Origin of the sequence: Algibacter ulvanivorans, from assembly GCF_048381495.1 — a bacterium.
Lineage (GTDB): Bacteria > Bacteroidota > Bacteroidia > Flavobacteriales > Flavobacteriaceae > Algibacter_B > Algibacter_B ulvanivorans.
The window spans coordinates 234,033-259,271 of sequence record NZ_JBLWGD010000003.1 but is presented as its reverse complement, the minus strand read 5'-3'; the positions used below and the strand labels follow the sequence as shown (position 1 = coordinate 259,271).

The following is a 25,239-nucleotide window of genomic DNA, read 5'->3' as shown; positions in this document are numbered from 1 at the left end:
TTAGTATTAATAATTAACTAAAATTCTATGAAACATTATAAACAATACATTAACGGGCAATTTGTAGAATCAAAAGCAACGTCGGTTATAGAAATATTAAATCCATGTACTGAAGATGTAATTAGTACAATTTCTACAGGAACAGTAGAAGATGCCGATAACGCATTACAAGCAGCTCAAGATGCACAACCAGCTTGGGAAGCGTTACCAGCAATACAAAGAGCCGCTTTTTTGCATAAAATGGCTGATGTTATTAGAGAAAACAGAGTGTTTTTAGCAGAAACGCTTTCAAAAGAACAAGCCAAAGTTATTGGTTTAGCACAGGTTGAAATAGATGTTACAGCAGACTATTTTGATTATAACGCAGGCTGGGCTCGAAGAATTGAAGGAGAGATTATTCAAAGTGATAGAGAAAAAGAGCACATTTATCTTCATAAAGTGCCTATTGGTGTTGCTGTTGGTATTTGTCCCTGGAATTTTCCATTTTTCGTAATGGCGCGTAAAGTAGCAGCATCATTAATAACAGGAAATACATGTGTTATTAAACCAAGTTCAGAAGCACCAAATACCGTAATGGAATTTGCAGAGCTTATACAAAAAATAGAATTGCCAGATGGTGTTTTAAATTTTGTTTGTGGTGCAGGTAGAACTGTTGGAAATGCATTGTCTAAAAGTCCAATTACAGGAATTATTAGCTTAACAGGTAGTGTTGGAGCAGGTCAAAAAATTATAGAAGCTGCAGCCGAAAATATAACAAAAGTATCATTAGAGTTAGGAGGGAAAGCTCCAGCCATAGTTTGTGCTGATGCAAATATGGAACTAGCGTTAAACTCTATAGTATCTTCAAAAGTTATTTTTAGTGGTCAAGTTTGTAACTGTGCCGAACGTGTATATGTAGAAGATAGTATTTATGATGAGTTTGTTGATAAGCTTACCAAAAAAATGCAGAAAGTAACTGTTGAAGACGCTTTAACAGGAACTAATGCAGATATGAGCAGTTTGGTATCAAAAGATCAATTAGATAAGATTACAGAAATGGTTGAATTTGCAAAAAAGGAAGGAGCCGAAGTTTTAGTAGGGGGTAAGCGCCCTGAGAAATTCGATAGAGGATATTTTTACGAACCAACACTTTTAACTAACTGTAATCAAGACAGTCAAATTATTCAAGAGGAAGTATTTGGCCCTGTATTACCTGTTATGAAATTTAATACTTTAGATGAAGCTATTGCTATGTCAAATGATACAGAATTTGGGTTAACATCATCTATCTTTTCAGAAAATTTCAACAATATCATGAAAGCCACTAATGGTTTACACTTTGGAGAAACTTATGTGAATAGAGAACATTTTGAAGCTATTCAAGGTTTTCATGCCGGATGGAAAAAATCTGGGGTTGGCGGTGCAGATGGTAAACATGGTATGGAAGAGTATTTACATACACGTGTTGTATATGCTAAATACTATTAGTAAAATATACAAATTAGAATACAAAACTCAGCTAAAAAAGGCTGAGTTTTTTTTTGAATTAAAAGCACGTTATATTTAAAATAACATAATTCTGTTTTATTCAATAGCAAGGAGTTTATCTAGAGTATTACGATTACTTTAATAAGAGAGAAACCTATAATTTATTCAAGAAAAATAAAAAAAGTAAAGAATTTTAATTAGGAAGAGCAATGTTTCAATAAATAGCACGCATCTAAGCATGTATAATTTTTTTAATTGAGATGGGGTTTAACGTTGCTTTTAGTAAGTAATTTTCTTTTTTAGTTACTAAACCTACATAACTAGTCGAGAAGTAAACACGGTTAATTTAAAATATAATAGGAACTAGTTTTATCTGCATTAAATTAGTATTCTGGTATTTTATATTAATTTTAGCGGTATAGTACAGGATAGAATAAATCAATACAGATTATATTTTCGTTAGTAAACTAACTGAAAATGAAAACGTAGGTGTATTCTAAAATATTGATATATAGAATTGCTTATAATTTTTACTAAAACTAAATTATGACACAACATCAAAATGAAACATTAGAAGTGAATTCTGGCGGTGAATTTGAAAGAACCCCAGTACCTGCATCCAAACTAAAAGGCTGGAAATCTTTTTTAGGAATGTATGCTGGTGAGCATGCAGCTGGTACTGAATTTATGATTGGCCCTCTGTTTTTAGCAGCAGGGGCAAGTTTAAAAGATTTAATATTTGGTTTATTAATAGGTAATATTTTAGCTATTCTTACATGGAGATATGTAGTAGCTCCTATAGCAGTATCTAGTAAACTTACGCTATACTATCAATTAGAGAAAATAGCAGGTAAGCATTTAGTAAAAATATATAATGTTGTTAACGGAGTACTTTTTTGCTTTTTAGCCGGAGCCATGATTACGGTTTCTGCAAGTGCTGTTGGGGTTCCTTTTAATATAAGTTTTACCGTTCCTGAAAATATATTTGGTTTAAGTAGTACTGCTTTTTCAATGATTGTAATTGTTGTAGGATTAGTAATGACAATAGTAGCAGCAGCAGGATACAATATGGTTTCTAAATTTGCTAACATTGCTGCACCTTGGATGATTGTTGTTTTTGCTGCCTGTGGAATATCAGCGTTATCTCAAATGGAAGTAGATTCTATGGAAAACCTATTTTCAGAATGGGATAAAGGTATAAGCGTTGTTCAGTCTATTAATGGTAAGCTAGATTTTGGTTTTTGGAAAATTGTAATTTTCTCTTGGTTATGTAACGCAGCTATGCATTTTGGAATGGCAGATTTAACTATTATGCGTTTTGCTAAAGATAGCCGTGCCGGATGGGGACCATCTATAGGTATGTTTTTAGGGCATTATATGGCTTGGATTTGTGCTTCATTTATGTTGGCAGCCCAAATTAAATTAACAGGCGATATTTCTGCGAATCCTGGAGCTATGGCTTGGAGTGTAGTTGGTTGGACTGGTATAATTTGTGTTATTGTTGCTGGATGGACAACCGCTAATCCTACAATATACAGAGCTGGTCTAGCTTTTCAAAGCTTGTTTCCTGCTAATGCGAAAACATATTCAGGTGTAATTTTAGCAGGTATAGTTGCTACAGCAGCTGGTATTTTTCCTTCTCTTTCTGGTAAATTACTTGATTTTGTAGGCTTATATGGCGCCATTTTGGGGCCAATGGGAGGCGTAATTTTTGTAAACCATTATTTAGCAAAAAAAATGAACTTTACACAAGATTATGCAGATAAAAAACAGACTGGTTTTAATATTGCTGTTTTATTAGCATGGTTGATTCCTGTAGCCTTAGGCCTGTATTTTATTTTTGCTAAAGGATTATTTCCAGCATACGCCGTAATACCTGCTTGGGTAGCTTCCTGTGTGCTATATGTAATTATTATGAAACTTCAAAAATCTTAAATTATGAAAATACTAAAACTAATTAGTGGTTTATCAATTAGTGTTTTAATACTGTTAATAAGTATACTTTCATTCATAGGCGTAATAGAAGTATCTATTATGAAAATGCTTATGTTAATAGGAACACTCTTATGGTTTATTGCTACACCTTTCTGGATGAAAGAAGAAGAGTAATATGTGCTTATTTTAATAGTTTATTATGGGGTAATGTAATGTTTGTTTTAATATTTCCCTAAAGAAGAGACTCGGCAATAGACTATGTGTTACTTTATTTTATAACAAATAAGTACTCAAGAAATAATCAAAATATAGTTAATATAAAAACTCCTTTAAATATTATTTTTTAGGAGTTTTTTTGTTTAAACCCTAACAGTACAGGATGGACTTTTATAATTAATAAGTTTGTTTTAGTGTTTAAATAAAAAAAATAAAATGTTTAGAATTGTAAAATTTGTTGTTTTTTCTTTTGCTTTTACTTGTTTTTTAGGCTGTTCGCAAGCAAAAAAAAATAAAGCCCCTTGGGTATCATTAATAGAAGGTAATACTTTAAATGGTTGGAACATAAAAGGCGGAAAAGCTATTTATAATGTTAATAATGGTACTATAACAGGAACAACCGTTAAAAACACACCCAATACTTTTTTAACAACAAATAAGTATTATGATGATTTTATTTTAGAGTTAGATTTTTTAGTCGATACTACGATGAACTCAGGAGTTCAAATAAGGTCAAATAGTTTTTCATATTACAGAGATGGTATTGTACATGGTTATCAGGTTGAAATTGACCCATCAAAGCGTGCTTGGAGTGGTGGTATTTATGATGAAAAACGAAGAAAATGGTTAAACCCTTTGAATGATAATCCTGAAGCCCAAAAAGCATTTAAAAAAAACCAATGGAATCATTATAGAATTGAAGCCATTGGCGATACTATTAAAACGTGGATAAATAATGTGCCAGCAGCTTATTTAATTGATGATAAAACAGCATCAGGTTTTATAGGTTTACAAGTTCATAGTATTCGTAATGATAAAAAAGAAGGCACTACTATCTCGTGGAAAAATGTAAAAATTCTAACTGAAAATTTAGATAAGTATTCAAAAAAATCACCATTAAAGCCAATTATAACAAAAAATTGTTTAACAATTGATGAGAAAAAACAAGGCTGGAAAATGCTTTGGGATGGTAAAACTACTAAAGGCTGGCGTGGAGCAAAATTAAATACCTTTCCAGAGCACGGATGGGAAATTAAAGAAGGAGAATTAATTGTATTATCATCAGGCGGAGCCGAATCTGCTGCAGGAGGAGATATTGTTACTGAAGAATTATATAGTGATTTTGAATTAAAAGTAGATTTTAAATTAACAGCTGGAGCAAATAGTGGAATAAAATATTATGTAGATACAAATATTAATAAAGGGCCAGGGTCTTCAATAGGTTTAGAATATCAAATTTTAGACGATGCATTACACCCTGATGCAAAACTTGGTAGTCATCAAGGCAGTAGGACAGTTTGTTCATTATATGATTTAATTGAAGCTAATCCAGAAAAACCAATGCATGCTATTGGTAAATGGAATACCGCTTATATTATATCAAAAGGTAACCATGTTGAACATTGGTTAAATAATATGAAAGTGTTAGAATACGAGAGAGGTAGTGAAGCTTTTTTTAAATTAGTTTCAGAAAGTAAATATAAAAAATGGCCAGGTTTCGGTTTACTTAAAAAAGGGCAAATTTTGTTACAAGATCATGGCAATCGTGTAGCTTTTAGGAATATTAAAATTAAAACTCTCTAAATATTATGACATCAAGAAGAAACTTTATAAAGAAAACAGCCTTAGCAGGAGCAGCGGTAACCATAGGGAATTCTGCTATGGCCATGTCTGCTAAAAGTTATAATAACATCATTGGGGCAAACGAACGTTTAAATATAGCCATAGCAGGTTTAGGACGAAGAATGGGAGCTTTTAAACAGCCTATTGCATTAAAAAAAAGTAATGCCAAATTACTGTACCTATGCGATGTTATGGAAAGTCAGCGTCAAAAAGGACTAAAGGCATTTAGAGAACATATTGATTATAGCCCGAAATTAGAAAATGATATTAGAAAAGTACTAGATGATAAAAATGTCGATGTTTTAATAAACGCAACACCAGATCATTGGCACACTCCAGGTTCTATTATGGCCATGAAAGCAGGAAAACATGTTTATGTAGAAAAACCATGCAGTCATAATATGTTTGAAAATGAACAACTTGTAAAAGCATCAAGCCATTTTAATAAAGTGGTTCAAATGGGTAACCAACAGCGATCTTCTGGACATACTATAGAAATTATAAATGAAATTCATAACGGAATAATAGGGAAGCCATATAAAGCTGTAGCATTTTATAATAATGGACGTGGCAAAGTACCTTTACAGCAAAACGCAGCTATACCAGAAGGCTTAGATTGGGATTTATGGCAAGGTCCAGCACCAAGAAGAGCCTATACTTCCGAGACCTGGAATTATAACTGGCATTGGTATGGATGGAATTATGGTACCGCAGAGGCAGGAAACAACGGAACACATGAGTTGGATGTTGCACGTTGGGCATTACAGGTAGATTTTCCACAAAGTGTTTATGTAGAAGCAGAAAAACGTCACTTTTTAAATGATGGCTGGGAAATGTATGATGATATGGAAGCTACATTTAAATTTCAAGACAAAAAGGTTATTAAATGGGACGGAAAATCTCGAAATAGTTATAGTACTTATGGTTCAGGTCGTGGAACGGTTATTTACGGAACCGAAGGCTCTGTATTTGTAAACAGAAATAAATACATACTCTATGACCGCAAAGGAAAGCTAGTTAAAGAATTAGATTCTGCATCTCAAGAAGCTGGAACGGCTCTTGGTGGAGGTGGAGATACGTCAACAAAACATGTTCAAAACATGTTTGATACCATTCGAGGAAAAACAAAATTAAACGCACCAATTGATGATGCTAGTAAAAGTATGGCTATGGTGCACTACGCTAATATTTCTTATAGAATTAATAAAGGTTTTGATATTGATGATAAAACGGGTAAAATGTATAATAGAGAAGCAATGAAATTGTGGTCAAGAACTTATGAATCTGGTTGGGAACCCCTATTTTAAAAGCAATGGACAGACGTAAATTTTTAATACATAGTGGTGCAGCTACAGCGACTTTAATAACAAGTACATCAGTATTAGCCAATATTGATACTTTATCTAATTCAAAAAAAATTAATATAGGCATAATTGGCACAGGGCAAAGAGGAGCTGGTTTAATTCCATTTATAAATGAAATAAAAAACTTAAATGTTTATGCATGTTGCGATGTTATACCTTTTCGTCTTAAAAATGGAATAGCAAGAACAAATGGTTCTGCAAAAGGTTATCATAATTATAAAGATTTATTAAGCGATAAAGCAATTGATGCTGTTTTAGTGGCTACTCCTTTTAATACTCATGCTCAAATAGCTGTTGATGCAGTTGATGCAGGTAAACATGTGTATTGCGAAAAAACACTAGCAAAAGGATATGAAGGTATTAGTAATTTGGTAGCTAAAGTAAAAGCTTCTAAAGTTATTTTTCAAACAGGACACCAATATCATAGCTCAAGATTATACACTCATGTTGTAAAGCTTATAAAAGAAGGTAAAGTAGGCAATATTTCAGCTTTTGATTGTCAATGGAATAGACATGGAAATTGGAGACGACCAGTACCCGATCCAAGTCTGGAAAAAGCTATAAACTGGCGTATGTATAAAGAATTTTCTGGAGGGCTTGTTGCAGAATTGTGCTCGCATCAAATAGATTTTGTAAACACCATTTTGAATGAAAACCCATTACAAGTTATGGGAACAGGAGGTATAGATTATTGGAAGGATGGACGAGAAACTTACGACAATATTCATTTAATTTATACTTATCCAAAAGGCATAAAGGCTAAATTTACGTGTTTAACCACTAATGCTAAAGAAGGTTATCAAATTAAAGTTATTGGAGATAAAGGTACAATCATAATAACTACAAATTCGGCTAAGTTTTATCCTGAAAGAAATAAAAAATCAAAAGTTAAAAAATTACAAGATGTTGATGGTGTTTCAGGAGCAACAAAGCAAAAAGTTGATGCTAGTTACGGTGAGCCAATTAACGTAATTCATGATAACCCCAGTAAACAAGCCCTTTTAGATTTTAGAGATAGTATTTTAGACAATAAAAAACCTATTTCTAATGTAGTTACAGGAGCAAAAGCGGCAATTTGTGTGCAAATGGGTTTAGATGCTTTATACAATAACAAAATTGTTAAATGGCATTCTAATTTCAATGTATATTAAATAATAGGAAGTAATTTAAAGTTATGGGCAACAATTATATTAATTGGGGTATTATTGGGTGTGGAGATGTAGCAGAAATTAAAAGTGGGCCTGCTTTTCAAAAAGCTAAGTATTCTAAATTAATTTCTGTAATGCGTAGAAATGAAGACAAAGTTAAAGATTTTGCAAAACGCCACAACGTTCCTTTTTGTACAACCAATGCTTTAGATGTTTTAAATGATAAAAATATAAATGCGATATATATAGCCACACCACCTTCATTGCATTTAGAGTATGCACTTCAAGCTATAAAACAAGGAAAATATGTTTATCTAGAAAAGCCAATGGTACTTAATACAAGTGAAGCAAAAACACTTGTAAAAGTTGTGAAAAACAATAACAGTAAATTAACGGTAGCACATTATCGTAGGCATTTGCCCGTATTCATTAAAGTAAAAGAACTTATAGAGTCTAATACTATTGGTAAAGTTACGCATGCTAAAATTAAAATAGCACAATCTAAAAATGTATCTTTAATTGCAAAAACAGAAGATAATTGGAGGGTTAAACCCGAAATTTCAGGAGGTGGATATTTTCACGATATAGCACCACATCAAATAGATTTAATGTGTTATTATTTTGGAGGAATTGATTTTGTAAAAGGGATTAATGTAGAAAAAAATAGAGAATCGAACCATTTGGTAGAAGGCATAATTCAATTTAAAAACGGTGTTTCTTTTGAAGGGAGTTGGTGTTTTAACACTAAAGAAGATATAGATAGTTGTATAATTCGTGGTAATAAAGGAATTATTTCATTTTCATTTTATAATGAGTTTATTAATGTTATTGTTAACGGTAAAGAAGAGAATTATCAATTTAAAACACCAAAACACGTTCAGCAGCCAATGATTCAAGAAACGATTAATTTTTTCTTAGGAAAAAACAATAATCCGTGTTCAGTAGAAGAAGGATTAATTATTACTGAAATTATGGATGTTTTTTGTGGTAATTAAATAAATTTTATATTTAGCAATAATTAAATTTGATAAATAGTATTTGTAAAAAAAGATTTTAATATTTCCAATGAGTTTAAAAAAAATAGTAACTATAGTATTATTAATATTAACTTTTGGAATTGTGCAATCGCAACAGTGTAATCCTAGTATATTAGTTTTTTCAAAAACCGAAGCTTTCCGTCACAAATCTATTCCCACAGGCATTAAGTTTTTGTCAGAATTAGCAAATAAAAATAAGTGGAAAATTAAATTTTCAGAAGATTCTAACGATTTTTATAAAGAAAATTTAAACCAATACAACGTTTTGGTTTTTTTAAATACATCAGGAGATATATTCGATAAAAAACAAAAAGAAGCATTACAAGATTATATGGCCAATGGCAATGGTTTTATTGGTATTCATGCTGCTTCTGATACAGAAAAAGAATGGCCATGGTTTACCGAAATGATTGGAGCTACGTTTAAAAGCCATCCGAAAGTTCAAAATGCGACACTAATTATAGATAAGTCTAACAGCCATCCTGCAATAAACCACTTAAACGAAAAAGAAGTTTTTAAAGATGAATGGTATAATTTTTTAAATCCAGTCGCTAAGCATGTTAATGTTTTAGCCTCTTTAGATGAAAGTTCTTATCAAGGAAAAAAAATGAATACTAATAATCATCCAATTACTTGGTATCATTATTATGATGGAGGCCGTGTGTTTTATACCGGTTTAGGACATACTAAAGAAGTTTACAGCGATTCTAGATTTAAAAAAATGATTTATGGAGCCATATTATGGGCTTCGAATATAGAAAATGTAAAAGCACCATCTTCAAAAAAATGGACAAATCTTTTTGATGGTAAATTATATAAAAACTGGGATGTATTTATGGGAGTTCCCCATGCTAGTGTTTTAGAATTAGATAATGTAGATAAAAATAGTGATGGTATAAATGGTATACCATTAGGCTTAAATATTGATCCAAAAAAAGTTTTTACTTATAAAAAAGAAAAAGGAGAAAATCAACTTCACATATCTGGAGAAATTTATGGTGCTTTAACATCAAAGCAAGAATACCAAAATTATCATTTAAAGCTACAGTTTAAGTGGGGAGATAAAGTATGGGAGCCTCGATTACTCAAAAAGCGTGATAGCGGTATTTTATATCATTGTCAAGGCTCTTATACCTCGTTTTGGAACGTATGGATGGCCTCGCAAGAGTTTCAAGTTCAAGAAGGAGATGTTGGAGATTATTACGGATTAGTAAATGTTTTAATAGATATTCCTTCAGAGAAGCAATCTGGAGATAAAGAATTTCGATACGTTAATGATGGTGATTTACACCCGTATTCGAGTTTACAGCATTTACCGCCCAATCATTGTAACAAAGGGTTTAATAACGAAAAGCCTCATGGAGAATGGAACACGCTAGAGTTAATTTGTTTTGAAGATACTAGCTTGCATATTGTAAATGGCAAAGTTGTAATGGCTCTATATAATTCAATGCACGAAAATTCTAATAAAGAAATTGTACCACTTACAAAAGGACGTATTCAAATTCAGTCTGAGGGGGCAGAGATTTATTATAAAAATATACAAATACAAACTATAAATGATATTCCTAGAAAATATAAAAAAAAGCTAAATAAATATTAATGAATTATTAATTAGAATTAACCGTAAGATGCACTTCTGTAAAAGCGACACTATTTGATGTCAATTGGCAAAAAAAAGGCAGATGTATTTAATAAACTACATATATATATAATAGCTTTCTTAAAGATTATCTAAAAAGAATTTTAAGCACATAAATTAGTGCTTTCAAACAGTAAAAAACAACAGTAAATAAGCTTAAAAAAGAGAAGTAAAGAATTGATCAAAAATACAATTAACCAGTATAAAAAATAACTAAATTAAACTAAACATGGAAACATCACCAAATTCAAAATATTTACTAAAATTAACATTAGTAGCCACCTTAGGAGGACTATTATTCGGGTACGACACAGGCGTAATTTCTGGAACTGTAGGTTCTTTAGAAAGTTTTTTTGTAGCTCCTAAGGGCTTATCTGAAACGGCTGCAAGTGCATTTAAAGGTTTTTTAGTGTCTAGCGCACTAATAGGTTGTGTTATAGGCGGTATTTTGGGAGGAGTAATAAGTAAAGTATTAGGAAGGAAAAAGGGACTTATATTAGCAGCCGTTTTATTTTTAATTTCAGCTTTAGGTTCGGCAATGCCAGAAATGTTTATAAAACCAATAGGAGAGCTAGATCATACTTTCTCTACAATTTTTATAGTTTATAGAATTATAGGGGGTATAGGTGTAGGTTTAGCTTCTATGCTATCGCCACTTTATATTGCAGAGATTGCTCCTGCAGATAGTAGAGGTAGGTTGGTATCATACAATCAATTAGCTATTGTTGGAGGCTTTATGGTAGTGTATTTTGTAAACTATTTTATATCAAAAGGAGGAGGCTCTGATGCTTGGTTGAATGAAGTTGGCTGGAGATGGATGTTTGCATCAGAAGTTATTCCAGCAGGATTGTTTTTAGGTCTATTATTTTTTGTTCCAGACACCCCACGTTCATTAATGCTTAAAGATAAACAGGAAGAAGCGTTGGATGTACTTACAAAAGTAAACGGAAAAGCACAAGCTTTAGTTATTTTAGAAGAGATTAAAGGCTCTATGGTTCAACATTCAGGGAAACTTTTGTCTTTTGGTTGGTTGGTTATTTTTATAGGAATTACATTGTCGGTTTTTCAACAATTTGTTGGTATTAATGTCGTTCTGTATTATGCACCAGAAATATTTAAATCGATAGATCCAGATACAGATGGAGCATTGTTTTTAACTATTATAGTTGGTATAGTAAACTTCTTGTTTACAATTATTGCTATAAAAACGGTTGATAAGCACGGTAGAAAACCACTAATGTTAATAGGTGCCTTAGGAATGGCAGTAGCCATGTTATCACTTGGCTTTGTATTTTTCTCAGGGGCAACAGGATACTTAGCTTTAGGTTGTATGATGCTTTATGTAGCAAGTTTTGCCTTAAGTTGGGGGCCTGTAACTTGGGTATTACTATCAGAAATATTTCCTAATAAAATACGAGGTCGAGCTATGGCAGTAGCTGTAGCGGCACAATGGATTTCTAATTACTTAGTATCCTTAACTTTCCCAATGATGGACGATAATTCATATTTAACAGAACAATTTAATCATGGATTTGCGTATTGGGTGTATGGCATTATGTCTATACTAGCCATGTGGTTTGTTTGGAAATTTATACCGGAAACCAAAGGGAAAACTTTAGAAGAAATGGAAGGCCTTTGGGAAAAATAAATTAAACTTATTATACTAATAAAATAAAAGCATCAATAAATTACTAATAATTTAATGATGCTTTATAGTTATAATAATAATCCTTAATTTAAGAGGAGGATGGAAAGTGAAATTACTTTTTTAAATCCACTTAACTTATTTTTTTGATATTTGATAAAAACGATATTCAATAAAAAAATCATAAACAAAAAACAGAATCATTCAGTAAGTTTAAATACCGATTTATTCTGAATGATAGGCAAAAAAAGAATACTGTATTATAACAAGAAACCCAAGAAATTTAATTCTTGGGTTTCTTTTGTTTACTGTGTAGCGAGAGGGGGGCACGATCCCCCGACCTCCGGGTTATGAATCCGACGCTCTAACCAACTGAGCTACCTCGCCATAATGAGGCTGCAAATATAAAAACATTATTCATGTAAGCAAACAGAAATTAAGGAAAATATTATTAAAATTATTACTGTACTTATTAATTAATGTATATATTGAGCAACATAAATTATATACACGCTTATGGACGATAAAGTTAAATTTGAAATAGAGTTCCCTATTCATGCTTCTCCACAATTATTATATCAATATATTTCAACGCCATCTGGTTTATCCGAGTGGTTTTCAGATAATGTAAACTCTAGAGGAGAGTTGTTTACTTTTATTTGGGATGATAGCGAAGAAAAAGCAAAGTTGCTTAATAAAAAAAGTGGCGAACGTGTAAAATTTAGATGGGTTGAAGATGAAGAAGATGGTTTGTCTTGCTATTTCGAAATTAAAATTCAAGTTGATGAGATAACTAAAGATGTATCGTTAATGATTACAGATTTTGCAGATGATGATGATGAGGTTGCAGAAGCCAAAATGTTATGGACTAACCAGATTTCTAGTTTAAAACAAGTATTAGGCTCTGCCTAACTTAAAATAGTATATTTTAAATTATATTTGTCCCGCTTTTAAAATAACATAAGCGGGCTTTTTTTATGATAAATTTTAACGGAACACTTGTAGAAAGTAATACAGTATTTTCAACACAAAATAGAGGATACGCTTATGGCGATGCACTTTTTGAAACCATAAAAGTAGTAAGTGGAAAAATTCTATTTTGGGAAGATCATTACTTTAGGTTAATGGCATCTATGCGTATAATGCGTATGGAAATACCCATGCATTTTACCATGGAATTTTTAGAAGCGCAAATAAAAGATACATTAAAATCCAATAATCAAGAAAACGCAACAGCTAGAGTAAAATTGCAAGTTCATAGAAAAGAAGGCGGTTTGTATACACCAAATACAAACGAAATAGATTTTATAATATCAATAAAAACTCTTGATGCAGATTTTTATTTGCTAAATGATACTTTTTATAAAGTAGATTTGTTTAAAGATTATTACACGTCTCCTAGTTTATTATCTACCTTAAAAACAAATAATAAAGCTATAAATGTTGTAGGTAGTATTTATGCCAAAGAGAACGATTTAAATAACTGTTTATTACTTAATACAAACAAACAAGTTGTTGAAGCTCTTAACGGAAATGTATTTTTAGTAAAAGGAAACACTATTAAAACACCACCTTTAAGTGATGGGTGTTTAAAAGGTGTTATGAGAACGCAACTTATAAATATTTTAAAAACATTACCAGAGTATAATTTTGTTGAAGCATCTATTTCTCCATTTGAAATTCAAAAGGCAGACGAAATGTTTATTACCAATGTTATTACAGGCATACAACCCGTAAGTAAGTACAGAAAAAAAGAGTATAAGTACGAGGTAGCAAAATTATTGCTTCAAAAATTAAATATAAAAATTAGATTAGCTTAGTTATAACTTGGGTTTTCTGGCGCATTAGACCAAATACTGTATTCGCCACCAAATTCTAGCATTTTTTCTTTCCAAAACGTTTGGTAATCTTTTTCTATAATATTCTTTTTATAAATATTTTTAGCAACAACCCAAGAGTTTGCTTTAAGCTCGCTTTCTAATTGGCTAGTTTCCCAACCCGAATACCCTAAAAAAAACTTAATATCATTTTCTTTTATAGTATTGTTTTTAATTAGCTCTGCAACTTTAGAAAAATCGCCACCCCAATAAATACCTAACGAAATTTCAATGCTATTAGGAATTAATGTTGGTATTTTATGAATAAAGTATAGATTATCCTGTTCTACAGGACCACCATTATATACTTTAAATGTAGCTTCAACTTCGGGTATTAAATCGTTAATATTGTACTCAAGGGGTTTGTTAAGTATAAATCCTATTGAGCCTTCTTTAGAGTGGTCTGCAAGTAAAACAATAGAGCGATTAAAAGATACGTCTCCAATAATTGCAGGTTCAGCAATTAATAAATCTCCTTTTTTAGGGGTTATTGTAACCATATTTTGGGCAATTAATAACTAAATCTAAGGTTTATTTATTAAAAATGCAACTCTTTAGTCTATATATAAAAAAAGCTTCCATTTTTATGGAAGCTTTTTAATATTAAAAAGAAGTAAATAATTAGTTTACTGCATTTGATAAATCAGATCCAGCTTTAAACTTTACTACGTTTTTTGCTTTAATTTTAATTGTAGCTCCTGTTTGAGGGTTTCTTCCTTCTCTAGCAGCTCTTTTAGAAACTGACCATGATCCAAATCCAACTAAAGAAACTCTATTTCCTTTTTGTAAAGCACCTTCAATTTCTATAATTGCACACTCTAAAGCTTTTTTAGCAGCAGCTTTAGTAATTCCAGCGTGTTCTGCCATTGCATCGATTAAATCTGTTTTGTTCATAATATAAAATTTAATTATTAATAAATCGGTTAAACATTATTTGTTAAATCGTTTACAAATTTATACGGATTATGCAACCATGCAAGTAACAGTAAGGGAAAAACACAGTTTTGTTAATAACTTATAGCATTTGTTAATAAAGCAAGCGCTTTTTATCGACTTTTTTGTAATATGAGTGATAATAAGGGTTTAGAGCATTTTGGCATTTTCATGAAAAGCGTATCCGTTAAGAAGCGATTTTATATCCATTGCTCGCTTTCCAGGAAGCTTTATTTCAATAATATTTATGTAACCATTTGTTACTGCAACCTTTAATTCTTTTTTCGTTGTAATTATAGTACCTAATTCTAAATTATGTTCTTCAAGTTCTTTTTTAACCTTGTAGAGCTTTACATCTAAAACATCATTATTATTAATTAAAGTACACCAAGCAGCTGGGTATGGCGATAAGCCACGAATGTGGTTGTATATATTAGTAATAGAGTTGTTCCAGTTAATTTTACAATTATCTTTATTTAGCTTGTAAGCAGTTTTAATGTTTTTAGTTTCTTTTTGCGGTACCGTTTTTACACTTTGGTTTTCTAAAGTTTTTACCGTTTTTAAAACCAATTGACTACCTATGTTCATTAATTTATCATGTAGCGAGCCAGCATTTTCATTTGCATCAATATTAATTTCTTCTTGTAAAATCATGTCGCCAGTATCAATTTTTTCATCAATAAAAAAAGTAGATACACCCGTTTTAGTTTCGCCATTTATTATAGCCCAATTTATAGGAGCTGCACCTCGGTAGTTAGGAAGTAACGAGGCATGTAAATTAAAGGTGCCTAATTCTGGCATTTGCCAAACTACTTTAGGTAACATTCTAAAAGCTACAACAATTTGTAAATTGGCTTTTAAAGTTTTTAGCTCATCAATAAAAGTATCGTTTTTTAAATTAGTAGGCTGTAGTATGTTTAAACCTTGAGCTTTAGCATATTTTTTTACAGCACTCTCGTTAAGTTTTCTACCACGACCTGCTGGTTTGTCGGGTGCAGTAATAACCCCCACTATATTGTAATTATTTTCAACTAATGTTTTTAAAGTCTCTACAGCAAAATCTGGAGTTCCCATAAAAACAATTCTTAAATCTTTCATTTATTCTTTTTTTATTTTGGCGTTACCACAAGGGTCGGGCTATACGTTACAAGTCCTCGCACCTCCGTTGTCGGGCTGTGGGCTATCCACTACTATCCCTAACGCATAAACCTGCAAGCGTAAGTTAAACTTAATAAGGTCATGCTTTTTTGCAAAATTAATAATATCTATTGGTAATTGTATTTTAAAATTATTATTCTGTAAATTAAGCTAAAATATATTTTATAAGTGGCTTAACTTATAAGTGTTAATAGGTGTAATGTTAATAATATTATGTTCTAGTAATAATTTTAAAACTATTTTTAAAGTTTCTGTATCGCAGTTTAATTGAGCCGCAATATCTCTAGACGACATGTCGGTATTTTCAAGTAATTCAATAACACGTTTCTTTAATGTATTAATAGTTTCAGGTGTTTTTTTTTCTTTTTTATATTGTATACAAACCGAGCAAATGCCACAAGATTTGTGTTCTTTTTCTCCAAAGTAGCTAAGAAGTTGTATGCTTTTACAAACAGAATCGTTTTCAATATAATCTAGCATCGATTTTACTTGATGCTGCTTTAACTTATTTTGTTGTTCAATTATATTAGCAATTCGGTTTATTGTTTTATCATCTTCTCTAGGCTCTATAAAAGTAACTTGAGCATCGGTTTTGGCTAAGTTTAAAGTAATAATTTCATCTTTTTCTAACTCTAAAAGTATAGCCGTTAATCGGTTTTCGGTGGTCGATGCTTTTTTAGCAATTTTAGATAAATCTATTTTGGTCACATGATCAAAAACGCCACCATATAATCGTAAAATAGATTTAACAATTATGGCAATATTTTGGTGCGTATCTAAATAATTAAATAACGATGTATTAGAAATTATAAACTGAATTGTAACCTTATTTTTAAATTGTTTTGATAGTGTTATAATACTGTTTCTATCTAAAAGTAAAAGTGCATTATAACACGTTATCGGGCTAAACTTATAGGTTTTACAAAAGGTATTAAAATCAAAATCGAAAGTTAAATATTCGCCTTCGCCATACGATATTTGAAAATAGTTACTTAATTTTCTATAAACCTGTTTTACTAATTTAACAGTAGGTAAAATACTTAAAAATTGATTTTTAACTAGAGTTTTATCGCTATCGTTTTTTAAAATTACAGCAAAAGCTTTGTCTCCATTTCGTCCAGCTCTACCAGCTTCTTGAAAATAGCTTTCTATACTTTCTGGTAAATTAAGATGTATTACTGTTTTAACATCTGGTTTATCTATACCCATTCCAAAGGCATTGGTGGCCACCATAACTTGCTTTTGGTTGTTTAGCCAAGCCGTCATGTTTTCGTCTTTTTCAGTATTAGAAAGCCCGCCGTGGTAATGCGTAGCAGTAATGTTTTTAGATTTTAAAAAGGCACTTAGGTCTAGAGTAGATTTTCTATTTCTTACATAAACTATAGATGCTGCTGTATGTTTTTTTAAGATGGTTTCTAACCGGTAGTATTTATCGTTTTCATGAAAAACCATATAGGCTAAATTGGGTCTAAAAAACGATTGTTTAAATATTTTGGGAGCTATAAAATCTAGCTCATTAACAATATCTGTAACAACTTCTGGTTTTGCAGAAGCGGTTAAGGCAACTACATTCACGCTAGGTTGTAATTGTCTTAATACGGTTATGTTTTTGTAGGCAGGCCTAAAATCGCTTCCCCATTGCGAGATGCAATGTGCTTCGTCTACAGCTATTAAGTTAACATGCATTTGCCTTATCCTATCTTGCACTAACTCTTGTTGTAGGCGCTCTGGCGAGAGGTATAAAAATTTGTAATTACCATAAATACAGTTGTCTAGTAAAACATCTAAATCTTTATAGCTAATCCCACTTGTAATGGCCATGGCTTTTATACCTTTATTATTTAAAGCCAGTACTTGGTCTTTCATTAACGCTATTAAAGGAGATACAACAATACAAATACCCTTTTTTGCTAATGCTGGTATTTGAAAACATAACGATTTGCCACCACCAGTTGGTAGTAAAACAAACGTGTCTTCTCCATTAATTACGGCATTTATAATATTTTCTTGTTGTGGCCTAAAACTAGTGTAATTCCAATAACGTTCTAATATGTTAATGGGATGTTCCATGTTATAGGTTTAGCGTATCTAAAATAAATTTTGTGCGATTTTCTACGGTTCCAAAAGGGACTTCGGTAATTTGATAGCCAAATTTTTTATAGGTGCTTAATAAGTGTTCGTGTATTTTTTCGGCCTCTTCAAAGGTTTCAAACCTTTCGTTGTCTGTTTTGTAAATGGCTTTCCATGGCGGCAGAATAAATAGCGAAGTGTATTTGTGTTGCTTACACGCATTGGTAAATAGATTATCGTATTGTTGGTTAAAATAATCCATGTACGCTAAAACATCTGGAATACCACGATCGAAAAAACTGAGGTGCTTTTTTTGAGATTCTGCTAATTTAAATTGGTCTATACGGCCGTTTAGTAAACGGGTGTTAAAATCCATTGGGTTGTTAGCAAATGCAATTGGGTTTGATACCTGCGATGCTTTATCTACATCTTTTTTTGCTTCGAGTGTTAATGCACGTATTACCTCATCGAAACAAAAAAAACCTTTTTCTTTTAATGTATTTATTATTGAAGTTTTTCCTGTGCCTGGACCGCCTGTAATTACTATTTTTTTTGTGCTCAATGCAATGTTGGTTTTATGCTGTAAAAATCGGAATTTTAATGCTTAAAAAAAAGTAGAAGCTAAACTATTGCAAAAAGGCTGTGTTTTTGGGGTTATGTTTTTAGCTTGCTTTGGTGTGCGCTAAGGATTGTAGCGGATAGCCCACAGCCCGACAACGGAGGTGCGAGGACTTGTAGCGTAAAGCCTGACCCTTTTGGGGAGCGCCCAAATAATAAGGTTTTATGTTTTTAATTGTGTTAAGCTACCGTATATTTGCACTTTATTTTATTTTAATATGAGCACACCTCCAAATTCTGAAGAGTTTTACAAAAAATTAAAAACACAATTACAAGATACTGCCCTTTGGCCAACCGAGTATTTATATAAATTTATTGTAATTTCTGATGCAAAGAAAATAGAAGAAATTGAATCTATTTTTAACCATTTAGGAGCTGTAATAGACACTAAAGCGTCTAAAAATGGTAAATATACTAGCATATCTATACATGTTAGAATGAAAAATCCAGATGCTGTGATTAATAAATACAAAGAAGTTGCAGAAAAGGTTGAGGGTGTGATTAGCCTTTAGTTTTTTTTCGTATTTTGCGCATGCATAGAAACTACATGCAAAAACCTTAAACTCTACACATTAATTTTGATAGATAATTTAGAATACAATACAGAGCGTGAACATTTAATTATTCCAGAATATGGACGCCATATTCAAAAAATGATTAACCATGCAAAATCTTTAGAAACAAAAGAAGAACGTAATAAAGTAGCTAAAGCCATTATTGCTGTAATGGGAAACATGCAACCTCATTTAAGAGATGTGCCAGATTTTCAGCATAAGCTGTGGGATCAGTTATTTATTATGTCTAATTTTGAGTTGGATGTAGATTCGCCTTACGACATTCCTACTAAAGAAATTTATGAAGAGCGACCAGAACCATTAGAATATCCACAGAATTTTCCGAAATATCGTTTTTACGGAAACAATATTAAAACCATGATTGATGTTGCTAATACTTGGGAAGAAGGAGAGCTAAAAGAAGCCTTAACTTTTACCATAGCAAACCACATGAAAAAGTGTTTTTTAAATTGGAATAAGGATACTGTTGAAGATGCTGTAATTTTTGATCATTTATTCGAACTATCGGGAGGTAAATTAAATTTAAAAGGAACCGATGAGGATTTATCTGATGCTTCTAGCTTAATGCGTACAAAAGGAAAATACTCTAATAATAACAAGAAGCATCACAAAAAAAATTCAAATAATCGCCAAAGAAAACGCTATTAATTAAGCATGGGAACATTTAAAATTGAAGGTGGACACCAATTAAAAGGAAAAATACAGCCTCAAGGTGCCAAAAATGAAGCTTTACAAATATTATGCGCAGTTTTATTAACTCCAGAAGTTGTAACTATTAACAATATTCCAGATATTGTTGATGTTAATAAACTAATAAGCTTATTAAAAAAATTAGGCGTTAAAGTAGAAAAATTAAGCAAAGGTTCTTACACATTTCAAGCCGATCAAGTTAATTTAGAATATTTAGAATCGGACCAGTTTAAAATAGACGGGCGTGGTTTACGAGGTTCTATCATGATTGTAGGTCCCTTATTAGCACGTTTTGGTAGAGGATATATACCTAAACCAGGTGGCGATAAAATTGGTAGGCGCCGTTTAGATACTCATTTTGAAGGTTTAATTAAGCTTGGAGCAAAATTTGGGTATAGTAAAGAAGAACAGTTTTATGGTGTAGAAGCAAAAAAACTAAAAGGTACCTATATGCTGCTTGAAGAAGCATCGGTTACAGGTACTGCAAATATTTTAATGGCTGCAGTTTTAGCAGAAGGCCAAACAACTATTTACAATGCGGCTTGCGAACCTTATTTGCAACAACTATGTAAAATGTTAAATAGAATGGGGGCTAAAATTAGCGGTGTAGGTTCTAACATGCTAATTATTGATGGTGTTGAAAGTTTGGGGGGTACAGAACACAGGATGCTACCAGACATGATTGAGATAGGAAGTTGGATAGGGCTTGCGGCTATGACTAAAAGTGAATTAACTATAACCAATGTGTCTTGGAATGATTTAGGATTAATTCCTGAAACGTTTAGAAAATTAGGAATTACAGTTGAAAAACAAGGGGATGATATACATATTCCTGCACATACTGATGGTTACGAAATACAAAGTTTTATAGATGGCTCTATTTTAACCATATCTGATGCGCCTTGGCCAGGGTTTACCCCAGATTTATTAAGTATTATTCTGGTAGTTGCTACGCAAGCAAGAGGTAGTGTATTAATACATCAAAAAATGTTTGAAAGCCGTTTGTTTTTTGTAGATAAGTTAATTGATATGGGAGCAAAAATAATACTTTGCGATCCGCATCGTGCAACAGTTATTGGTCATGATTATAAATCTACTTTAAAAGCAACCACAATGACATCGCCAGATATTAGAGCAGGTGTATCGTTACTAATTGCAGCGCTTTCTGCTAAAGGAACTTCAACAATCCAGAATATTGAACAGATTGATCGTGGATACGAAAATATTGATGAGCGTTTGCGCGCTATTGGAGCAAAAATAGAGCGTGTAGAATAAGTTAGTTATTCGTTTTTAAGATACCTTATAATTTGAGTAAACAACAGTTAAGTTAGTTGGTGGGTTTTGGTTGTCGTTTTCAAACTCTAAGGTTTCTTCATTTAAAGATTCTATATAGTCTTCTATTATAGATAATGGTATATTAATACATTGCGCTGTATTAATATGATGCTTAAATTCTATTTCTAGAGTTTCATCAATTTTATTAAAACTTAAATTCTTAATGTTAGAGGGTTTTAAGCTAAGGCGTATCATAACTATTTGATTTTAAAGGGTGTGTTGTAAATATACCTTTAAAATAAGTTAAAAAAAATAAGCATAACTACGTATTTTTTCTTTAAATAATGATTAATTCATTTTAATCATTTCCAACTCATAATCTTTAATGGTTGGATCGGTACTTTTAGATATGCACTTATAACGATCTATAAATGTGTCTGTAATTGATATTATAAAAACTTTGCCAACAATATTTTTTCTATCAGAATTTAAAACTTTATTACAAGTTAATTTGTATTGGCAATCTGTTTTCCATTCTATTAAACTATATATTTTTATACCTGTCTTAGAACTCGTTTCTACTTGTATAGTGTCATTTCTTTTTACAGTCCACTCAGCATATTTGGGGTTAGCGTATTTGTATTCGCCAGTTTTAAAGTTGGTACATGGCGATATTTGACTAAAGCTTGCCCATGTTAATAATAGGCAAAAAAGTGAGATATAGGGTCTCATAACTTAGATTGGGTTGGTTGGTAAAACCAAATATAGGGAAATTCTTATAAAAAATGTTTATTTTTTGTGTAAATATGTAGAAAAAGGACTATTTTTTATTGAAATAATCGATTATGAGTTTAGTAATGGCGTTTGCTGCTGCTTTGCTTCCTTTTAATGATGGATGAAAATTATCGGATCCATAATAATCGAATTTCTTAGAAGATTCAAAATATTGTTTCCAAAGTTTGCCAATTGGTAATAGTATGGCATCATTGGTTTGCGCGGCTATTTCATGATTTTTTATTACCCCATCAAAAGTATGATAGTATTCTAATGAAGGCCAAACCATAAAATATGCTAATGCTGCATTATTGTTGGAACAAATTTGTTTATATTTTTTTCCGTAGTCTAAAAGCATTTTCCTTCCGTTTGGCTGAGATGATGGCCCTTGTTGGATTATAACTAAATCGAATTTTTTAGTTTTTATTAATTTCTGTGCTTCGCCTTTTTTCCAATGGTCTGCAATAGAGTGGTTAGGCAATGCTAACGTTTCTGTTTGTAAACTATATCCTGAATATTTGGCCTTTGTTTTTATTAGTAAAGGCAGGTTATTTGTGTATGTTAAGCTGTTGCCTATAAATAAAATATTATAGGTTGTTTTGTTATTTTGTGCTTGCGTACAAAATGTTGTACTAATTAATAAAAGTGGTATAAATAAATGCCTAAAAAAATTATAAAACATATATAGCTGTTATAAGGGTTTAAAATTTTATGCAAATACGTTTGTATTTGCATAAAATTTGTTGGTTTTATTGGGCGCTATATTTTTTAGGGAAAATATATAGTTATTTTAATAGCGAAATTACTAGTTTGTTTTACTTTTTTTAAATTTATCGAACTCAGATTTTTCTTCGGTTTTAGGAAAACTATTATTATTCATGTTAGTGTCTGCAAATTCAAAATTTGGGTCTAAGTTTACTTTACTAACCTCTTTTTCTTTAATAAATGTTTCTTGAATTTCATATTCATTTCGTCTCCAAATATCCGAAGGTAAGGTATTAATTTCGGTAGAGCCATCGGTATATATCCACTCAATAGTAACAGGCATTACTAAGCCACCTTTGTTTTTAATAGTTACTTCGTAAATGTTTTTGCCAGATAGCTGTTTTCTTATTTCGGGCTCATCTATTCTTGATAAAAATTGACCGTAAGCTTTATCGGGTGTAGTTGTCATGGTAACCACTTGAGGACCGTTAGAAAAGTCTTTTTCTTCAGCTTCCTCACCTTTGCTTTGCGATGCTATTTTAACTTTTGTGTTGGTTTTTTGGTCTTCAATATTAGAGTTTTCTTCATAAACTTTAAACCATTTAACATTACTTAATTCCATATCTACATGGTCTGTTGTAAAAAACCATCCTCTGTAAAACCAATCTAAATCTGTTGCTGTGGCATCTTCTAAAGTTCTAAATAAATCAGCAGGGTTTGGGTGTTTGTATTTCCAACGGTTTGCATATTCTTTAAAGGCTTCATCAAAAAGTTCTTTTCCAATTATAGAGTTTCTTAGCATTTGAAGCCCTACAGTAGGTTTTAGGTAAAAATTTGCTCCAAATTGAGACATAAGCTCGTTGTCAGAATTTGTCATTATAGGTCGTAAAATATTTTTATCTCCACTCATAAAAGGAACAATAGATTTTGGTGTTGCGCTAGTAAAACCAGGGTAGCGTTCTGCAACTGTTCTTTGGTGTAAAAAGGTATTTAATCCTTCGTCCATCCACATCCATTTACGTTCGTCTGAACTTACAATCATAGGAAACCAATTGTGCCCAACTTCATGTATTATAGTGCCAATCATGCTTTGTTTTGCTTTATCGCTTATTTTGCCATTTACAGGTCTTCCGCCGTTAAAACTAATCATAGGAAATTCCATACCTATATTAGATGTGTTAACAGAAATACAAACGGGATAAGGATAATCAAAAGTAGCTTCAGAATATACTTCTAGAGCATGCATAATAGCTTCGGTTGAAGATTTTTGCCATACAGGTAATCCTTCTTTAGGATAGAAAGACATGGCCATAACGGTATTGGTTGGTAGTTTTACAGCTTGAGCATCCCAAATAAATTTTCTAGATGTAGCAAAAGCAAAATCTCTAACATTGGTAGCATTAAATTTCCATGTTTTTTGTTTTGATGATTTTTGTTTTTCATTAGCTTCGGCTTCGTCTTTTGTAATAACCATAACAGGTTTGTCAAACGATTTTTTTGCTTGTTCTAGTCTTTTTTGTTGTGTTTTGGTTAATACAGCCTCGCTATTTTGAAGTAAACCAGTAGAGGCTACTATATGGTCTGCAGGAACCGTTATTTCAACATCATAATCTCCAAACTCTAAAGCAAATTCTCCTAATTTTTGAAATTGTTGGTTTTGCCAACCTTCAGTATCATTATAAACAGCCATTCTAGGAAACCAATGGGCAATTAAGTAAACTGTATTATCGTCTTCAGGGAAATATTCATACCCTTCACGTGATAATAAATACATACTTCTATCTGTTATCGGGTAAGACCATGATATAGATATTTTAGTGGATTCTCCAGATTTTAATACACTATTTAACTTGACTTTCATCATAGTGTTATTAATTATGGTTTTTATGTTGTTTCCGTTACTATCTTTTACCGATTTTATAGTGTATCCAGCAGGGAAATCGATGGCACGCGTAAGAAACTGCATTTGCCTTGTGTTTATAGAATCTCGCATTCTATTTTTAATGGCTCCAAAATCTTCATTTTCCTTTTTATTTACATTTTGTTCTAACTGAATCCATAAATAACTTAAATCATCTGGCGAATTGTTAAAATATGTAATGGTTTCATCACCAGAAAGTGTATTGTTTTTTTCATTAAGAGTTGCTTTAATCTTGTAATTAGCACGTTGTTGCCAATAGGCTTTTCCTGGTGCGCCACTAGCCGTTCTGTATGTATTGGGTGGCGCTATCATGTTGTCAATGGGCTCAAATTTTCCTTGCCAAGGCTGGTTTTGGGCTTCAATATTAAATATACACAAAAGGAGTAAACATATTAAAGTACGCATAATTAGATGTTTATTAAAGTTAGTCATGCACAATATAGTAAATTATGTACAAGCTTTTTTGTAAAAAGTAAATAAGGTTATGTTAAAATTAAACTTTTGTAAAAAGATATTTATGTTGCGCTTTAAAGTTGCTTAAAGATAAAGTGTTCAGTACATTTGCA

Annotated in this window: 23 protein-coding genes and 1 tRNA gene; 14 read left to right on the top strand and 10 right to left on the bottom strand. The window is 31.6% G+C overall.

Going from position 1 to position 25,239, the window contains the following annotated elements:
* The first annotated feature begins 27 nt into the window (after positions 1–27).
* The 9 genes from aldA to xylE all read left to right on the top strand — a co-directional run bounded on the left by aldA (position 28) and on the right by xylE (position 12,080).
* Positions 28–1,467: an aldehyde dehydrogenase gene (gene aldA / locus ACNG5D_RS09590; RefSeq protein WP_418183295.1), complete on the top strand. Its 1,440-nt coding sequence runs from the start codon at positions 28–30 to the stop codon at positions 1,465–1,467.
* 546 nt (positions 1,468–2,013) lie between these two features.
* A complete protein-coding gene (locus ACNG5D_RS09585; protein WP_418183294.1) occupies positions 2,014–3,402 on the top strand; it encodes a purine-cytosine permease family protein in 1,389 nt (462 codons plus the stop codon).
* Between the two features lie 3 nt (positions 3,403–3,405).
* Positions 3,406–3,576: a hypothetical protein gene (locus ACNG5D_RS09580; protein ID WP_418183293.1), complete on the top strand. Its 171-nt coding sequence runs from the start codon at positions 3,406–3,408 to the stop codon at positions 3,574–3,576.
* Positions 3,577–3,834: 258 nt separating this feature from the next.
* Positions 3,835–5,202, top strand: coding sequence for a 3-keto-disaccharide hydrolase (locus ACNG5D_RS09575; RefSeq protein ID WP_418183292.1), 1,368 nt, complete (start codon positions 3,835–3,837; stop codon positions 5,200–5,202).
* Positions 5,203–5,207: 5 nt separating this feature from the next.
* On the top strand, positions 5,208–6,548 hold the full coding sequence (locus ACNG5D_RS09570; RefSeq protein WP_418183291.1) for a Gfo/Idh/MocA family oxidoreductase: 1,341 nt from the start codon (positions 5,208–5,210) through the stop codon (positions 6,546–6,548).
* A gap of 5 nt (positions 6,549–6,553) precedes the next feature.
* Positions 6,554–7,756: a Gfo/Idh/MocA family protein gene (locus tag ACNG5D_RS09565; protein ID WP_418183290.1), complete on the top strand. Its 1,203-nt coding sequence runs from the start codon at positions 6,554–6,556 to the stop codon at positions 7,754–7,756.
* A 23-nt stretch (positions 7,757–7,779) separates the two neighbouring features.
* The gene (locus ACNG5D_RS09560) at positions 7,780–8,748 is read left to right on the top strand and encodes a Gfo/Idh/MocA family protein (RefSeq protein ID WP_418183289.1); all 969 of its coding nucleotides are present in this window, start codon (positions 7,780–7,782) and stop codon (positions 8,746–8,748) included.
* Positions 8,749–8,818: 70 nt separating this feature from the next.
* The gene (locus tag ACNG5D_RS09555) at positions 8,819–10,393 is read left to right on the top strand and encodes a ThuA domain-containing protein (protein WP_418183288.1); all 1,575 of its coding nucleotides are present in this window, start codon (positions 8,819–8,821) and stop codon (positions 10,391–10,393) included.
* 268 nt (positions 10,394–10,661) lie between these two features.
* Positions 10,662–12,080, top strand: coding sequence for a D-xylose transporter XylE (gene xylE, locus ACNG5D_RS09550; protein ID WP_418183287.1), 1,419 nt, complete (start codon positions 10,662–10,664; stop codon positions 12,078–12,080).
* A gap of 310 nt (positions 12,081–12,390) precedes the next feature.
* Here xylE and ACNG5D_RS09545 read toward each other — a convergent pair.
* A tRNA-Met gene (locus tag ACNG5D_RS09545) sits at positions 12,391–12,464 on the bottom strand.
* Between the two features lie 129 nt (positions 12,465–12,593).
* Between ACNG5D_RS09545 and ACNG5D_RS09540 the strand changes: the two genes are divergently transcribed.
* Complete coding sequence (locus tag ACNG5D_RS09540; protein ID WP_418183286.1) at positions 12,594–12,989, top strand: START-like domain-containing protein; 396 nt, start codon at positions 12,594–12,596, stop codon at positions 12,987–12,989.
* 65 nt (positions 12,990–13,054) lie between these two features.
* Complete coding sequence (locus ACNG5D_RS09535; protein WP_418183285.1) at positions 13,055–13,897, top strand: aminotransferase class IV; 843 nt, start codon at positions 13,055–13,057, stop codon at positions 13,895–13,897.
* Here the strand turns inward: ACNG5D_RS09535 and ACNG5D_RS09530 are convergent.
* The 5 genes from ACNG5D_RS09530 to ACNG5D_RS09510 all read right to left on the bottom strand — a co-directional run bounded on the left by ACNG5D_RS09530 (position 13,894) and on the right by ACNG5D_RS09510 (position 18,677).
* Complete coding sequence (locus ACNG5D_RS09530) at positions 13,894–14,454, bottom strand: YqgE/AlgH family protein (RefSeq protein WP_418183284.1); 561 nt, start codon at positions 14,452–14,454, stop codon at positions 13,894–13,896. The genes ACNG5D_RS09535 and ACNG5D_RS09530 overlap by 4 nt on opposite strands.
* Before the next feature lie 121 nt (positions 14,455–14,575).
* Positions 14,576–14,848 carry an HU family DNA-binding protein gene (locus ACNG5D_RS09525; RefSeq protein WP_092852637.1) on the bottom strand — a complete coding sequence of 91 codons (273 nt, stop codon included), beginning with the start codon at positions 14,846–14,848 and terminating at the stop codon, positions 14,576–14,578.
* A 189-nt stretch (positions 14,849–15,037) separates the two neighbouring features.
* Positions 15,038–15,985 carry a methionyl-tRNA formyltransferase gene (fmt, locus tag ACNG5D_RS09520; protein WP_418183283.1) on the bottom strand — a complete coding sequence of 316 codons (948 nt, stop codon included), beginning with the start codon at positions 15,983–15,985 and terminating at the stop codon, positions 15,038–15,040.
* Between the two features lie 222 nt (positions 15,986–16,207).
* Positions 16,208–18,115, bottom strand: a complete 1,908-nt coding sequence (locus ACNG5D_RS09515) for a RecQ family ATP-dependent DNA helicase (protein WP_418183282.1) — start codon at positions 18,113–18,115, stop codon at positions 16,208–16,210.
* 1 nt (position 18,116) lies between these two features.
* Positions 18,117–18,677 (bottom strand): AAA family ATPase, encoded by a 561-nt coding sequence (locus tag ACNG5D_RS09510; RefSeq protein ID WP_418183281.1) that lies wholly within the window; start codon positions 18,675–18,677, stop codon positions 18,117–18,119.
* Positions 18,678–18,951: 274 nt separating this feature from the next.
* On the opposite strand from ACNG5D_RS09510, the gene ACNG5D_RS09505 reads away from it, so the two are divergent.
* From ACNG5D_RS09505 to murA, 3 genes are all read left to right on the top strand, one after another.
* Complete coding sequence (locus tag ACNG5D_RS09505) at positions 18,952–19,245, top strand: DUF493 family protein (RefSeq protein WP_418183280.1); 294 nt, start codon at positions 18,952–18,954, stop codon at positions 19,243–19,245.
* A 66-nt stretch (positions 19,246–19,311) separates the two neighbouring features.
* Entirely contained in the window at positions 19,312–19,956 is a 645-nt protein-coding gene (locus tag ACNG5D_RS09500; protein ID WP_418183279.1) for a DUF4290 domain-containing protein, read from the top strand.
* Between the two features lie 6 nt (positions 19,957–19,962).
* Complete coding sequence (gene murA, locus ACNG5D_RS09495) at positions 19,963–21,273, top strand: UDP-N-acetylglucosamine 1-carboxyvinyltransferase (RefSeq protein WP_418183278.1); 1,311 nt, start codon at positions 19,963–19,965, stop codon at positions 21,271–21,273.
* 15 nt (positions 21,274–21,288) lie between these two features.
* Here murA and ACNG5D_RS09490 read toward each other — a convergent pair whose 3' ends face one another.
* From ACNG5D_RS09490 to ACNG5D_RS09475, 4 genes are all read right to left on the bottom strand, one after another.
* Positions 21,289–21,528, bottom strand: a complete 240-nt coding sequence (locus ACNG5D_RS09490; protein ID WP_418183277.1) for a hypothetical protein — start codon at positions 21,526–21,528, stop codon at positions 21,289–21,291.
* 93 nt (positions 21,529–21,621) lie between these two features.
* A complete protein-coding gene (locus ACNG5D_RS09485) occupies positions 21,622–22,005 on the bottom strand; it encodes a hypothetical protein (protein ID WP_418183276.1) in 384 nt (127 codons plus the stop codon).
* 88 nt (positions 22,006–22,093) lie between these two features.
* Complete coding sequence (locus ACNG5D_RS09480; RefSeq protein ID WP_418183275.1) at positions 22,094–22,729, bottom strand: SGNH/GDSL hydrolase family protein; 636 nt, start codon at positions 22,727–22,729, stop codon at positions 22,094–22,096.
* A 123-nt stretch (positions 22,730–22,852) separates the two neighbouring features.
* A complete protein-coding gene (locus tag ACNG5D_RS09475; RefSeq protein ID WP_418183274.1) occupies positions 22,853–25,078 on the bottom strand; it encodes a M1 family metallopeptidase in 2,226 nt (741 codons plus the stop codon).
* Positions 25,079–25,239 lie beyond the last annotated feature (161 nt).